General features: G+C 40.5%; 14 protein-coding genes. 13 read left to right on the top strand and 1 reads right to left on the bottom strand.

Translation table 11 applies throughout. The features are described from left to right. The first annotated feature begins 298 nt into the window (after positions 1-298). From JI665_RS00325 to JI665_RS00350, 6 genes are all read left to right on the top strand, one after another. On the top strand, positions 299-1,801 hold the full coding sequence (locus tag JI665_RS00325; protein ID WP_009331513.1) for a bifunctional GNAT family N-acetyltransferase/carbon-nitrogen hydrolase family protein: 1,503 nt from the start codon (positions 299-301) through the stop codon (positions 1,799-1,801). 168 nt (positions 1,802-1,969) lie between these two features. Further along, a complete protein-coding gene (locus JI665_RS00330; RefSeq protein ID WP_206834849.1) occupies positions 1,970-3,715 on the top strand; it encodes a phospho-sugar mutase in 1,746 nt (581 codons plus the stop codon). Positions 3,716-3,757: 42 nt separating this feature from the next. After that, positions 3,758-4,480 carry an SDR family oxidoreductase gene (locus JI665_RS00335; protein ID WP_206834850.1) on the top strand — a complete coding sequence of 241 codons (723 nt, stop codon included), beginning with the start codon at positions 3,758-3,760 and terminating at the stop codon, positions 4,478-4,480. Between the two features lie 145 nt (positions 4,481-4,625). Continuing rightward, a complete protein-coding gene (locus tag JI665_RS00340; RefSeq protein ID WP_312886112.1) occupies positions 4,626-5,756 on the top strand; it encodes a GAF domain-containing sensor histidine kinase in 1,131 nt (376 codons plus the stop codon). Continuing rightward, positions 5,757-6,404: a response regulator gene (locus JI665_RS00345; RefSeq protein WP_206834855.1), complete on the top strand. Its 648-nt coding sequence runs from the start codon at positions 5,757-5,759 to the stop codon at positions 6,402-6,404. A gap of 140 nt (positions 6,405-6,544) precedes the next feature. Continuing rightward, entirely contained in the window at positions 6,545-7,081 is a 537-nt protein-coding gene (locus JI665_RS00350; protein ID WP_206834857.1) for an NADPH-dependent FMN reductase, read from the top strand. Between the two features lie 58 nt (positions 7,082-7,139). Here the strand turns inward: JI665_RS00350 and JI665_RS00355 are convergent, their stop codons facing one another. Then, positions 7,140-7,394: a YhdB family protein gene (locus JI665_RS00355; RefSeq protein ID WP_206834859.1), complete on the bottom strand. Its 255-nt coding sequence runs from the start codon at positions 7,392-7,394 to the stop codon at positions 7,140-7,142. Positions 7,395-7,598: 204 nt separating this feature from the next. Between JI665_RS00355 and JI665_RS00360 the strand changes: the two genes are divergently transcribed. The 7 genes from JI665_RS00360 (at position 7,599) to JI665_RS00390 (ending at position 14,007) form a co-directional block, all read left to right on the top strand. Beyond that, positions 7,599-7,916, top strand: a complete 318-nt coding sequence (locus JI665_RS00360) for a DUF3889 domain-containing protein (RefSeq protein WP_206834861.1) — start codon at positions 7,599-7,601, stop codon at positions 7,914-7,916. Positions 7,917-8,042: 126 nt separating this feature from the next. Further along, the gene (locus JI665_RS00365; protein ID WP_206834862.1) at positions 8,043-8,738 is read left to right on the top strand and encodes a response regulator transcription factor; all 696 of its coding nucleotides are present in this window, start codon (positions 8,043-8,045) and stop codon (positions 8,736-8,738) included. Beyond that, positions 8,735-10,087, top strand: coding sequence for a HAMP domain-containing sensor histidine kinase (locus tag JI665_RS00370; protein WP_206834865.1), 1,353 nt, complete (start codon positions 8,735-8,737; stop codon positions 10,085-10,087). The genes JI665_RS00365 and JI665_RS00370 overlap by 4 nt, the downstream gene beginning before the upstream one ends. Positions 10,088-10,157: 70 nt before the next feature. Then, positions 10,158-10,850 (top strand): PepSY domain-containing protein, encoded by a 693-nt coding sequence (locus JI665_RS00375; protein ID WP_206834868.1) that lies wholly within the window; start codon positions 10,158-10,160, stop codon positions 10,848-10,850. A gap of 95 nt (positions 10,851-10,945) precedes the next feature. Then, positions 10,946-11,497, top strand: a complete 552-nt coding sequence (locus JI665_RS00380; protein ID WP_206834870.1) for a PepSY domain-containing protein — start codon at positions 10,946-10,948, stop codon at positions 11,495-11,497. A 128-nt stretch (positions 11,498-11,625) separates the two neighbouring features. Next, positions 11,626-13,038: a SpoVR family protein gene (locus JI665_RS00385; protein ID WP_206834872.1), complete on the top strand. Its 1,413-nt coding sequence runs from the start codon at positions 11,626-11,628 to the stop codon at positions 13,036-13,038. Positions 13,039-13,746: 708 nt separating this feature from the next. Beyond that, a complete protein-coding gene (locus JI665_RS00390; RefSeq protein WP_206834874.1) occupies positions 13,747-14,007 on the top strand; it encodes a metal-sensitive transcriptional regulator in 261 nt (86 codons plus the stop codon). The last annotated feature ends 21 nt before the right edge of the window (positions 14,008-14,028 follow it).

Here is a 14,028-nt window from a genome sequence, read left to right on the forward strand (position 1 = left end):
ACGACCATCAGAAATAGGGCAATTGTAATATTGAAATGGTATTAGCATCATTACGGAAATTAAAAGAAGACATTCAGCCCCTTTATAGAAATATATATAAAGGAAAAGACGCAAGATAAGCATAAGGGGGAAATTGGCTGAGAAAATTCAGAGGGTGTTATGAATACAGTAAATAAGGGAAAAGACCTGTATATCACTGGAGAGGATGAACTTTTTATCAGCCCCCAGGATAATTATTATTTCCAAAAGGAGTGCACCACCATTGACAAAGCTTGATTTAAAGAAGTTTGAGAAAAAAATGATTATCAGAAATACACGGCATTCAGATATAGATCATATCATTGCACTTCAGGAGCTCTGTTTCCCCGGCATGATACCCTGGAAGAAGGATCAGCTTGAAAGCCATCTGGATATTTTCCCAGAAGGCCAGTTTGTTGCAGAATATGATGGGGAAATCATTGGTTCGTGTTCGAGCCTTATAATCAATTTTGATGAGTATGATGATCGTCATTCCTGGGATGATGTAACAGATAAAGGATACATAACGAACCATAATCCGGAAGGCTATAACCTTTATGGGATAGAAGTCATGGTTCATCCGGATTACCGCAGAATGAAAATTGGCCATCGCCTGTATGAGGAGAGAAAAGAGCTTGTCAGATCTTTAAATTTAAAAAGTATCATCATAGGGGGGCGCATTCCGAATTATCATAAATACGCGAAAGAAATGAACCCCCGTGAGTATGTGAACGAGGTCTCTCTTCATAAAATCTATGACCCGGTATTATCCTTTCAGCTCCTGAATGGATTTACTCTGATGAGGATTAACCCGAACTATTTGCCTGATGATGTTCAGTCAAATAAATATGCAACGCTGATGGAATGGAATAATGTTGATTACAGGCCAATGACTAAGCGTTTTTATAAAACAAGCTACCCGGTCCGTATATGTGTGGTGCAATATTTAATGCGGCAGATTAAATCCTTCGATGAATTTGCCCATCAGGTGGAATACTTTACAGATGTTGCTTCTGATTCCGGTTCTGACTTTGCTGTATTTCCCGAGCTATTTACCACCCAGTTAATGTCATTTCTGGACGAACGGTCACCAAGCCTTGCGGTCAGGAAGCTGACGGAATACACTGAGCAATATATCGAGTTATTTACGGATTTGGCAGTCAGGTATAATATCAATATAATTGGCGGTTCTCATTTTGTTAAAGAAGATGATGATGAGATTTATAATATTGCTTATCTTTTCCGCCGCGATGGGACGATTGAAAAGCAGTATAAGCTCCATATTACGCCAAATGAGCGCAAATGGTGGGGAATCAGCCGCGGGGACGAAGTGAAAGTATTTGATACGGATTGCGGAAAAATAGCCATCCAAATTTGCTATGATATCGAATTCCCTGAGCTGGCGAGAATTGCCACTGATAAAGGTGCAAAAATTATATTTACACCTTTTTGTACTGAAGATCGCCAAGGATATTTGCGGGTGCGCTATTGTGCTCAGGCCCGCGCTGTTGAAAATCAGATATACACGGTAATTTCAGGAACGGTGGGCAATCTTCCGCAAACTGAGAATATGGATATTCAGTATGCACAGTCTGCCATATTTGCACCATCTGATTTTGAGTTTGCAAGGGATGGCATTGTGGGAGAGACCAATCCAAATATTGAAATGGTCCTGATTGGTGATGTTGATCTGGAAATTCTCCGCCGGCAAAGACAGGATGGCACAGTGCGCCAGCTAAAAGACCGCAGGCATGATATTTACAGCATTAAATATAAGAAGTAATATATAGTTGCAGATTGAGCGCCTTTCACCTGGCGCTCAATGCTTTTCAGCGGAAGCATACATAATTTTAGGGTGAATTTTGTCAAAAAAACTCGGATGTTTTTAAGAGGGAAAATCGCCTGGAACTCGAAAAGGAATATGAAGAAGCTTTTTTTAGGAGGTCATACGATGGAATGGAAGACAGCGGCAGAACGATGGATAAAACATGAGAATTTGGACAGTGAATTACTGGAACAGCTGAAAGGTCTGCAGGGAAATGAAAAGCTCCTTGAAGAAGCGTTTTATAAGGGACTGGAATTTGGAACAGGCGGTATGCGCGGGGAGATAGGACCTGGAACAAACCGCATGAATATATATACAGTCCGTAAGGCATCTGCGGGACTTGCCGCATACATAGAAGAAAAAGGATTGGAAGCAAAGAACAGAGGGGTGGCAATTGCATATGATTCACGCCGCATGTCCCCTGAATTTGCAATGGAAGCGGCTAAAACACTTGCCAGCAGGGGCATTCAGACATATGTATTTGACGAACTCCGCCCAACACCTGAACTTTCATTCGCAGTCCGGTACCTGCATGCGTATGCTGGGATAGTCGTGACAGCAAGCCATAATCCTCCGGAATACAATGGCTATAAGGTGTATGGATCGGACGGTGCTCAGCTGACTCCTGCCGAAGCTGACATTGTTATCGGCAAAGTAAATGAAATAGAAAACGAACTGCTTATTGAAGTGATGGACGAGAACAATTTAAAGGAAAAAGGGCTTATCACAATGATTGGAACTACAGTTGATCAGGCCTATCAGAAGCAGCTCCTTACCATTTCCGAAAACCCTGATGCTGCAAATGAAACAGATGTTCATGTAGTTTTTACACCTCTGCACGGTACAGCCAATAAGCCAATTAGAGAGGCTTTGGCTGCTTTGGGTTATGAACATGTGCATGTAGTAAAGGAACAGGAGCTCCCGGATCCTGAGTTTTCAACAGTAAAGAGTCCTAATCCAGAGGAGAAAATTGCATTTGAGCTGGCCATGAGAGATGGAAGAGAGACAAATGCAGATATTTTAATTGCTACAGACCCAGATGCTGATCGTCTTGGCATTGCTGCAAAAAACAAAGATGGTGAGTATGTCCTTTTGACAGGAAATCAGACAGGTGCATTGCTGCTTCACTATATACTTTCTCAGAAGAAAGAGAAGAATACACTGCCCGACAATGGCATTATGCTAAAAACGATCGTTACATCTGAATTTGGACGCAAGGTTGCTTCATCTTTTGGTGTAGAAACCATCGATGTTTTAACAGGCTTTAAGTTTATTGCAGAAAAAATCAAGGAATACGAGGAGACTGGTGAATACAGCTTCCTGTTTGGATATGAGGAAAGCTATGGCTATCTTATCGGCGACTTTGCAAGGGATAAAGATGCTATCCAGGCAGCTTTGCTTGCTGCGGAAATGGCTGCTTTTTATAAAAAGAAAAACATGTCCCTTTATGATGCATTGCTCAGCTTATTTGACGAGTATGGCTATTTTCTTGAAGGGTTAAAATCAATTACTCTAAAGGGAATTGAAGGAGCAGAAAAAATCCAGCAGACCCTGGCATCCTTCCGTGCCAATCCGATAAAAGACCTTCAAGGAATGAAGGTCCAGGCAGTTGAAGATTACTTAACAGGAATAAGAACAGAAGAAGATGGAATGGAGAAAGTAATAGACCTGCCGAAGTCCAATGTTATTAAGTATTTCTTCGAAGATGGGACCTGGATCTGCCTAAGGCCATCAGGTACAGAACCGAAAATTAAATTCTACTTTGGAATCAGTGCCTCCTCATTAGCCAGCAGCAAGGAAAAACTGGAATCTGTTCAAAAAGACTTTATGCAAATCGTAGAAGAAAGAATGGGCAGTTCAGTATTAAAATAGCTTTTAATATCCAGAAAGTTATTATCCGGAAAGGAAGATTCGATGTTAAAGGGACAAGCGGCAATCGTAACAGGTGCATCAAGAGGAATCGGCAAGGAAATTGCTGTTAAACTGGCCCAGCAGGGCATGAAGCTTACCCTGATTGGAAGTTCAGGGGAAGTTAATCAATCTGCTGAAGATCTCAAGAATATGGGATTTGCAGATGTACTGCCCATTCAAGCAGATATTTCAGATGAAGCCCAAGTAAAGGATGCAGTTGAAAAAACTCTTCAGAAGTACAAACAGCTTGATCTTCTGGTGAACAATGCAGGGGTGGGCTTTTTTAAGCAGGTTGATGAAACAACACTGGACGAGTGGAAAAAGGTCTTTGAAGTAAATGTGCAGGGAGTCTTCCTCGGATGCAAGGCAGTACTGCCGTACATGAAAGAGCGTAAATCCGGTACAATCATTACCATTTCTTCAGACGTAGCCAGATACACCATCCCCAATGGATCAGCCTATACAGCTACAAAATATGCAGTGCAGGGCTTTTCGGGATCCTTAGCTCAGGAAGTCAGAGAATACGGTATCCGCGTCGGAACCATTAATCCCGGCATGGTAGATACGTTTTTTGCGGAATCTAAGCAGGGGCTTGAAGAGAAAAGAGATTGGCTAAAGGTCGAAGATATCGCCAATGCTGTTGTTTACATGGCGTCTGCGCCGAAACACATGCTGATAGACGAAATCGTCCTTCATCCATTTGTTCAAAACTATCCAATTGCATAATATATGCACCGGAGAGGCCTCCTCTTCGGTGTTTTTCTGTCTACAACTTTAGTCGCAGGCCGCTTCCTCCAAAATGCCAAGGAAGAAAGGGAATAAAAGTTATATAATAAAAGTACATAATATGAAAGTTCCAAGGGGGATAAGGGTGTTAGGGGAAAAAAGGCAATCTGAAATCAGAATTTTAAAAGAAATAGCAGAACTGTTGAATGAAGGAACAGAAATTGATTCCCTTTTAAAAGAGGTTCTGCAGAAATTGCTTCATATTACCAGTCTTGAAACGGGATGGGTATTTCTAATCGATAGCCAAGGGGAGTTTCGCCTGGCAGCAGAAGAGAAACTGCCTCCTGCTCTTTCAGCGGATAACTGCAGACCGATGTGCAAGGGAGACTGCTGGTGTATTGACCGCTATAATGACGGCAGATTAAACAAAGCTTCGAACATTATTGAATGCAAAAGAATAGAAGATGCCATTGCCGAGCAAAGAAAGGATACCAACGGGCTTACCCATCATGCCTCCGTACCGCTGAGAGCAGGGGAAGAAAAGTTTGGGATCCTTAATATCGGCTCACCTGATAAAACCCATTTTTCACCTGAAGAATTGGCATTGCTGGAATCGGTAGCTTTTCAAATTGGAACGGCTATAAAACGAATCAAACTGACGCAGCTGGAACAGGAGACGGCTCTTGCTGCGGAAAGAAATAGGCTGGCAAGGGACCTGCATGATTCAGTTAACCAGCTATTATTCTCCTTAAGCTTAACGGCAAGAGGAGGGGCTGAAATGACTGATAGCCCTGAAATTAAAGAGACCTTTTCTTACATGCAGGATCTCGCACAGGAAGCTTTAAGCGAGATGAGGGCACTTATCTGGCAGCTGAAACCCCGCGGCCTGGAAAATGGGATTGTATGTGCTATGCAGACCTACAGCCAAATGCTTGGCCTGAAGCTCAATTCAAAAGTAAATGGTGTGATCTGTCTGCCCGGAAAAGTGGAAGAGACACTATGGAGAATTGGCCAGGAAGCACTGGCCAATTGCAAAAAACACTCTGGTGGATCAACAGCAGATTTAGAACTGACAGTGGATGAAAAAACAGTTGAAATGGTGATTTCCGATTGCGGCAGAGGGTTTCATTATCGTGAAAATGATATCCCTTCTCTCGGGCTCAAAAGCATGAAGAAAAGGACGGAAGCACTGAATGGTTTATTTAAAATAAAAACAGAGCCAAACAAAGGAACGAAAATTGAAATTATCATTCCTTTGAAAAAGGGAGGGAAATAGATGGCCATCAAGGTTTTAATAGCGGACGATCATCATGTTGTAAGAAGGGGTCTTGTATTCTTTCTGAAAACACAGCCTGAAATAGAAATTATCGGAGAAGCAAAAAACGGCCGTGAAGCTGTAGAGATGATGCAAACAAACCAGCCTGATGTTGTATTAATGGACTTGGATATGCCTGTTATGAATGGTATTGAAGCCACAAAGCAAATTAAAGCGAGCTGCCCTGAAGTGAAGATCATGATACTCACAAGCTTTTCAGACCAGGATCATGTGATTCCGGCAATTGAGGCGGGGGCCTCAGGATATCAGCTCAAGGACATTGAGCCGGATATTCTTGTTCAGGCAATTATCCAGCTGATGAAAGGGGAGAACCAGCTGCATCCCAAAGCCACCTCCCATCTGCTCACACATTTAACGAATAAAAACAGTACAGAAAGGCAGCCGCTGGAAGAACTGACAAAAAGAGAACTGGAAGTTCTGCGGGAAATTGCAAAAGGGAAAAGCAATAAAGAAATTGCTTCATCCCTTTATATAACAGAAAAGACAGTCAAAACACATGTTTCCAACTTATTGTCCAAATTGGAACTTGCTGACAGAACACAGGCAGCACTATATGCAGTGCGTCATGGTATTGCAGATTCAAATTGAAAAAATCATCCTAAAGTTGCAGAAGATATTTACTGAATTAGTCCTAAGATAAGCTTTATAAAACTCAGCCATACTGACGATGTTTAAAAGCGCATATTTCTATATACTAAAGAATATAGGAACTAAAAGGAGAGTTTAGAATGAAGCTTACGATTATTAATGGAAGCCCGCGAGCTAAGGGAAGAACGGGAATAGCCTCTCGTTATATTGCAAGGAAATATAATGCTGAACTGATCGATTTAAGTCTTGGAGAAATTCCTTTATATAATGGAACAGAAGATCAATATCAGCTGTCTGCCGTTAAAAAGCTGCGCCAGCAGATTGCAGATTCTGATGGGGTTATTCTTGCTTCCCCTGAGTATCACAGTGCTATGAGCGGAGCTCTAAAAAATGCGCTGGATTTTCTCGGAAGCGAGCAATTTGCCCATAAGCCAGTCGGCTTGCTGGTTGTGGCAGGAGGCGGAAAAGGCGGCATCAATGCCCTGAATAATTTGAGAATTGCGGGCAGGGGTGTATACGCCAATGTCATTCCTAAGCAGCTGGTCCTGGACCCGCATTGTTTCGATTATGAAAATGATGGCCTTTTTGAGGAACCTGCCCAGCTTGTTGAGGGATTAATGAAAGAACTTCAGCTTTATATGAAGGCGTATGGTCAAATTAAGCAGGAAATAAAATAAAATAAATACAAAAACACGGACCCAAAAATCCGTGTTTTATTATTGGTGGAATTCATTTTTAAGTTAGTTCATAAAATACTGTGTTTGGCAGCAGTTTTTCCGATAATTCATTGGCATGGTCAATATATCTCAAGAGTGAATATAAATGTTTCTCAATAACAGAATAGTCTTTTTCGAAGTTGTAGGCATGAAGGAAATGTTCGATCTTCTTCGAAAGAAATTGATCATCTGTTCTGACCATCAGGATCAGCAGGTTATCCCATTCTGACCGGTGCGTGTAATATAGCGCACGGTCATAATCCACTTTATTCATTTGTCCTCTCCTCCTCTTTCAGGAGTTGATTATAGTTTATGATGATGCAGAATTTTATTTCGAAGTAAATCTTGGACTTGTTGATTTCAAAGGGTTATCATCATTTACCTGTATATTGGCCACATGCATTTATAACACAATTCCATACATAAAATTAAAAACTGGGCCAAAAATATAATTAACGACACATGCTTTGGAGGATATATGAAAAAGTATTTAACGATGTTTATGCTGGTTTGTTTATTAGCCGGGGGAGGCTCCTTAGCAGGAGCTGTCCAAAAACCGGATTATGAAAAGTATGGAAGAATTGCCATCGCAGTTGTAAAGGAAGATTATCCTGGGGAAGAAGTAGTGGATTATCAGTACGGAGGAAGGAAAAAAGTTACCGAAACAGATGTGACAGACACCTTCACATTTACAGTAAAAGAAGATGGGAAGCCTGTAACTGTGCTGGTTTTGGTCACACATAATCTCAAGGATAACAAAGCGGTTAGCCTATCTGTAGAGAGAAAGACTCAGTAAGCTCCTTCGGGGGCTTTTTTCATTGAATTTGGCCAGCAAACCCCTTATTTAAAATAATGATAAAAACAAATCTTTCTGATAATCTTGGATTATGAATATAAGCGTCAAATATGGAGAGTGAGTTTTATGAAGGAATCAATTCTTGTTGCGGAAGATGAAGCTAAGATCGCCAGGCTTCTGGAAATTGAACTTGAATTCGAGGGCTATCAAGTGACTAAGGCAATGGATGGTTTTCAGGCAATGGAGTTTTATCGAACTGGCAGCTGGGACTTAATTATTCTGGATATCATGCTGCCGGGATTTAGCGGAATTGAAATTCTGCGAAGAATTCGCAGCAAGGATAAACAGACCCCCATTTTGCTGCTGACGGCTAAAAGCTCAGTGGAAGATAAAGTATCTGGTTTAGATTTGGGTGCGAATGATTACATAACAAAACCTTTCCAGATTGAGGAACTGCTTGCGAGGATTCGGGCGGCATTAAGGGTTAAGTCAGCGGCTGCCAAAGAAACGGCAGCTAATGATTGTCTGGAAGTGTCAAATTTAAAGCTCAATGAAAAAACAAGAGAAGTCAGCAGGGGAGATCAGTTCATAGAACTGACGCCCAGAGAATTTGATTTACTTGTGTATTTAATGACAAATAAAAAACAGGTCCTGAACAGGGAACAGATTTTGGAGGCCGTCTGGGGATATGACTTTTTGGGGGACACAAATGTCGTGGATGTCTATATCAGATATTTGCGCAAGAAAATAGACTTGCCTGAGATGCCTTCTCTTATCCATACAATCCGCGGAGTAGGGTATGTATTAAAGGAGACGAAATGAATCTTAGGAAGAAAATTTATTTGTATACAACCGTTCTCTTTGCCGTATTGCTGCTTGTCATGAATATCGCTGTGTATGCTGTTTTCAGCAAATTAATATATGAAAATGAGCAGGCGGCCATTTCAAATGAAATGGCTAATATAACAAAAATTGCACAAAGTTCAATCGGGAATGTTCCGGAAGCTGAACTGCTTAGGGCCCTTGTTCCTTCAAGTGGGATGGTAAGACTGGTTCAGCCGGATAAAAAGGCAGTAACCTCAACATCTGCGGATGAAAAGGCGCTCAGTGAAATTCCTGCAGAGTATATCAGCAATGAATTGATAAAAACAATGGAAAGTGATAAGAAGGCCTATATGTTTGCGTCTGCACCAGTGATCCTTCCAGATGGTGAAATAGGGAGCTTTCAGCTGACCAGAAGCATGGAAAGTGCAGAAAAAATATTAAGGACTCTACGCTTCGTTCTAGGGATTGTCACAGTCCTGGCAATGATTCCCGTTCTAATCTCCAGCGCTATCCTTAGTAAGTTTATTACAAGGCCTGTTGCAACAATGACAGCCACCATGAAAGAAATTAGAAAAAGCGGCCAATTCAAACGTCTTGAACTGGAGGAAAAATCTCAGGATGAGCTGCATCAAATGGGTGAAACCTTCAACCATATGATAGATCTTCTTGAATCCAATTATGAAAAGCAAAAACTTTTTATATCAAATGCTTCCCATGAGTTAAAAACCCCATTAACTGTTATTGAGAGTTATTCAAGCCTGCTTAAGAGAAGAGGATTGAAAGAACCTGAATTATTTAATGAATCAATAGAAGCCATTCATTCAGAGGCATTAAGAATGAAGGAAATGACAGAACAGCTTCTTTTGCTTGCACGGCATGATGACCAGTGGATGCTCGATTTGAAATTGATAGATCTTAACAGTTTTTTAACCCAAGTTATTCGGACTTACGGAGATGCTTTTAAAAGGACTATACAGTTGGAATTCAGATTGGCTGATAATACCTTTATTCAAACGGATGAAAATAAGTTAAGGCAGCTCCTGTTTATTTTTCTGGATAATGCCAGGAAATACAGTGATGATGTCATAAGGGTTAATGCTGGGATAGAGAAAAGTGAAGTTTATATCCGGATTGAAGATCGCGGTATGGGTATTCCCCAGAAGGATCTGTCAAGGGTGTTTGACCGTTTTTACCGGGTAGATGAGGCAAGAAACAGAAAAACAGGAGGATCGGGACTAGGACTGGCTCTTGCCAAAGAAATCGCTGATGCTCTAGGGGTTGAGATCAGACTCGAAAGTACTGAAGGATTAGGAACTGCAGCATCCATAAGCATCAAAATAACTTAACCATTCTCATCATTTTCTCATTTTATTATCAGATAATGGAGAAATAAGATAAGTAAAGAGGTGTAAGGAAATGAAGCATAAACTTATAATAATTTCAGCTTCGGGGCTTCTGCTTGCTGCGCTCCTTGTATTTGCTGTAATACAATTCATTAATGTCTCTGCTTCTGAATCCATCACTGAAAGTGAAGCCAGGGAATTAATAAAAGACCGATATCAGGGAGAAATTCTGAATTTGAAAAAAGTGAATAGCACTTATTTGATTGAAATGAAAAGAGGAGAAGGGTTCTATGAAATAATGCTGAGTGAAAACAGGGGAGAAATTCTTTCATTTGAAAAAAAGGATCAGACTTCTAATGGTGAACAGAAACAGCTTGATGAAGAAAAAATAAAGGGAATTATTCAGGCAGAAGAATCTGGTGAATTACTCTCCCTGAAAAAAGTGACTCAGAAAGAAAAGCCAGCCTTTGAGGCAATCGTTCAGAAAGATGAAGAGAAGATTAAGATTATTGTTGATGCTCTGAATGGTGAAATTTTATCTCGTGCTGCTGAGAAAACTAAGGTCCCTGTCAAAAATCTAACCGAAGAGGAAGCCGTCCAGATTGCTCTAAAAAATGAACCTGGGGAAGTGGATGATATCAGCTTTGGAGAAACAGACAAGGGATCTTATTATCTTATTGAGATAGAAAAGGATGATGGCGGGGAAGCAGCTGTCCAGATCCATGCTATTACAGGAAAAGTGTTGTCGGTTACCTGGGATGATTAATCCCTTTCTCATCAAATTTTAATTTTCTTATCCTTTTTCTCTCATTTTCACCGGTTATATTGAACATGTAGAAAAGAAAAAGGAGGAAGAATAAAATGAACAAAAAATTTGCAGTTATTTCTTTGGCAGGAGCTGTATTGCTGGGTGGTGCTGTTGCAGCAGGTGCAGCAGATACGAATGGAAAAGGAAGCACCGGGAGTAAAATAGAAGCAGTACAGGATTTGATTACTGTAGAAGAAGCGAAGAAGATTGCTCTTTCTGAAGCAGAGGGAAGAGTAGAGAGCATTGAATTGGAAAGAGCAAATGGCAATCAGTATTATGAAATTGATATTGAGAACGGGACAGAAGATTTCGATATTAAGATTAATGCCTTAGATGGAAAAGTTATATCATTTAATAAAGAGCGAGATGATGATGATGACAATGATCAGTCTGAAAAAGAGGTAAATGGGGAAAATATAATCTCCGAACAAAAGGCTATTGAAATAGCTGAAAAAGAGGTTAATGGAACGATGAAAGAAATTGAAATAGATGAAGACGATGGTCAAATCCTATATGAAGTTGAACTGCAAACAAAAAAAGGCGAAGCAGATGTTGATATTGATGCTGAAACAGGAAAAGTATTAAAAGTCGAATTGGGTGACTAATTCTAAGTGGAAAGCGGGGCGGAATGCTCCGCTTTTTGCTGTAATTTGTAACAAGCTTATGAAGAGACTACTCATCAATCCTCTTGTTGGTTCATAGATTATGGTAAGGACTAAAAGGGGGAGTGGCAATGCGAGAAGAAGAAAATAAGTCATTGGAATATGCCATTCAGGAAATTACTGAAATTGCAAATGGGTTTGGCTTGGACTATTACCCGATGAGGTATGAAATCTGTCCTGCAGAAATCATTTATACATTCGGGGCTTATGGCATGCCGACCAGGTTTTCGCATTGGAGCTTTGGAAAACAGTTTCATAAGATGAAGCTGCATTATGATTTAGGATTATCAAAAATTTATGAGCTTGTAATCAATTCGGATCCTTGCTACGCGTTTTTGCTCGATTCCAATGCCCTTATTCAGAACAAATTAATTGTTGCACATGTTTTAGCACACTGCGATTTCTTTAAAAATAATGTCCGTTTTCAAAACACAAAGAGGGACATGGTAGAGAGCATGGCTGCAACTGCCGAAAGAATCAGGCAATATGAAATTGAGTTTGGGAAGAAGGAAGTGGAAACTTTCCTTGATGCAGTTCTGGCAATTGAAGAACATATTGATCCGTCTCTTATGAGGCCGAAGCTCTCATGGAGTACGGAAGATGAATATGAAAGCAGCGGTGATACGGCAGCGTCTAGCCCTTATGATGATTTATGGGGGTTGGATGAAAGGAACAAAAAGCATGAGCCAAAGAAGAAGAAAAAGAAATTCCCTCCAAAACCCGAAAAGGATTTACTGTTATTCATTGAAAGCTACAGCAGGGAGCTCACCGACTGGCAGCGGGATATATTAACTATGATGCGGGAAGAAATGCTCTATTTTTGGCCGCAGCTCGAAACAAAAATCATGAATGAGGGCTGGGCTTCCTATTGGCATCAGCGTATTTTAAGGGAAATGGATTTGACATCTGCAGAAGCTCTTGAATTTGCCAAATTGAATGCAGGAGTGGTTCAGCCGTCCAGAACAGGAATCAATCCATATTATCTGGGACTGAAAATTTTTGAGGATATTGAAGAGAGGTATAACAATCCGTCGGAGGAAATGAAGAGACGCGGTGTAGTGCCAGGTTCAGGCAGGGAAAAAATGTTTGAGGTACGTGAAATCGAATCAGACATTTCATTTTTGAGAAATTATTTAACAAAAGACCTTGTCATGAGAGAAGATATGTACCTTTTCCAAAAGCAGGGGAAGGATTATAAAATTGTTGATAAACAGTGGGAGCATGTTCGCGATCAGCTTGTCAGCATGCGTGTAAATGGAGGATTCCCATATTTAACGGTTAATGACGGCGACTATATGAAGAATGGAGAGCTTTACCTTAAGCACTGGTTTGAAGGAGTTGAGCTGGATCTTAAATATCTTGAAAAAGTACTCCCATACGTATACCAGCTTTGGGGAAGAGGAGTCCATATGGAAACCATTGTTGAAGGCAAGAATATGCTTTTCACTTACGATGGGAAGAGCATTCATAGAAAATACTTATAATAATGGAGGACGAACCACATCTGAAGTGGTTCGTTTTTTTGGGTATTTAAAATAAACATGTTTATAAAGAAATGGGAACGATATAAACTAAATACTTTCTTCCTGGGGAGTATTGCAGTAATATTAACGAGTACAAGCGGGGGTATTGGGAATAGGCTATTTGTTGAATTCCCAGTTACTGATATTTAGCTTGGATCCATTCAGAAACTGCAGGAAGGGTGATAATCTTGAAAATTACAGATTCAGCTCGGGACCTATTGAAGCAAGTGTTTCAAGAGAAAGATGCGGCCGGCATTAGAGTATACTTCGCGGGCTTTGGCTGAGGAGGCCCACAAATTGGACTGGCTCTGGATGAGCCGGAAGCAGACGATATAATCGAAACAATCAGTGAAATCCAGGTTGCATTTGACCCGGAAATCAAGCCGCATACAGTAAGTATGATTCTGGACCATGATAAGGAAAATGAAAGACTGGTTTTGTTAGGCAATGAAAGCGACTGCTGCTAAGGCAAAAACAAAAGACACCCGTTTGGGTGTTTTTCTTTTGAAAAAATTCAAATATTGACTATATACCTTTTGGGGTATATAGTGTGAGTTGTAATGAATTAATATTGCAGATGATATTACGAGGTTGCTGCGCAAGGGTTTTGAATAAGTAATCATTCTCAATCCCTGATTGTCATTCCACCAAATAAATGGGGTGAAAAATATGGTATACGATGAAGGATCAAAAAACCGAATCAAAAGAGCTGAGGGGCAGCTTAGGGGTATTTTGAAAATGATGGAAGATGAGAAGGATTGCAAATCTGTTACTACTCAACTAACTGCTTCCCGTTCTGCGATTGATAAAGCAATCGCGGTTATTGTCAGTCAAAATCTTGAACAGTGCATTATAGAAAATGCTGAAAAGGGTACAGCAAACTCAAGTATTATTGAAGAGGCCGTCAACTTACTTGTTAAAAGCAGATAAAAGACTGTTGACTTCCTCATT

This window comes from Bacillus sp. NTK034 (assembly GCF_017303275.1).
Taxonomy (GTDB): domain Bacteria; phylum Bacillota; class Bacilli; order Bacillales; family Cytobacillaceae; genus Cytobacillus.

Coding starts and splice junctions, on each gene's coding strand:
- JI665_RS00375 (WP_206834868.1), top strand. CDS start 10,158: ATGAAGCATAAACTTATAATAATTTCAGCTTCGGGGCTTCTGCTTGCT.
- JI665_RS00370 (WP_206834865.1), top strand. CDS start 8,735: ATGAATCTTAGGAAGAAAATTTATTTGTATACAACCGTTCTCTTTGCC.
- JI665_RS00360 (WP_206834861.1), top strand. CDS start 7,599: ATGAAAAAGTATTTAACGATGTTTATGCTGGTTTGTTTATTAGCCGGG.
- JI665_RS00385 (WP_206834872.1), top strand. CDS start 11,626: ATGCGAGAAGAAGAAAATAAGTCATTGGAATATGCCATTCAGGAAATT.
- JI665_RS00335 (WP_206834850.1), top strand. CDS start 3,758: ATGTTAAAGGGACAAGCGGCAATCGTAACAGGTGCATCAAGAGGAATC.
- JI665_RS00390 (WP_206834874.1), top strand. CDS start 13,747: ATGGTATACGATGAAGGATCAAAAAACCGAATCAAAAGAGCTGAGGGG.
- JI665_RS00350 (WP_206834857.1), top strand. CDS start 6,545: ATGAAGCTTACGATTATTAATGGAAGCCCGCGAGCTAAGGGAAGAACG.
- JI665_RS00345 (WP_206834855.1), top strand. CDS start 5,757: ATGGCCATCAAGGTTTTAATAGCGGACGATCATCATGTTGTAAGAAGG.
- JI665_RS00330 (WP_206834849.1), top strand. CDS start 1,970: ATGGAATGGAAGACAGCGGCAGAACGATGGATAAAACATGAGAATTTG.
- JI665_RS00365 (WP_206834862.1), top strand. CDS start 8,043: ATGAAGGAATCAATTCTTGTTGCGGAAGATGAAGCTAAGATCGCCAGG.
- JI665_RS00355 (WP_206834859.1), bottom strand. CDS start 7,394: ATGAATAAAGTGGATTATGACCGTGCGCTATATTACACGCACCGGTCA.
- JI665_RS00325 (WP_009331513.1), top strand. CDS start 299: ATGATTATCAGAAATACACGGCATTCAGATATAGATCATATCATTGCA.
- JI665_RS00380 (WP_206834870.1), top strand. CDS start 10,946: ATGAACAAAAAATTTGCAGTTATTTCTTTGGCAGGAGCTGTATTGCTG.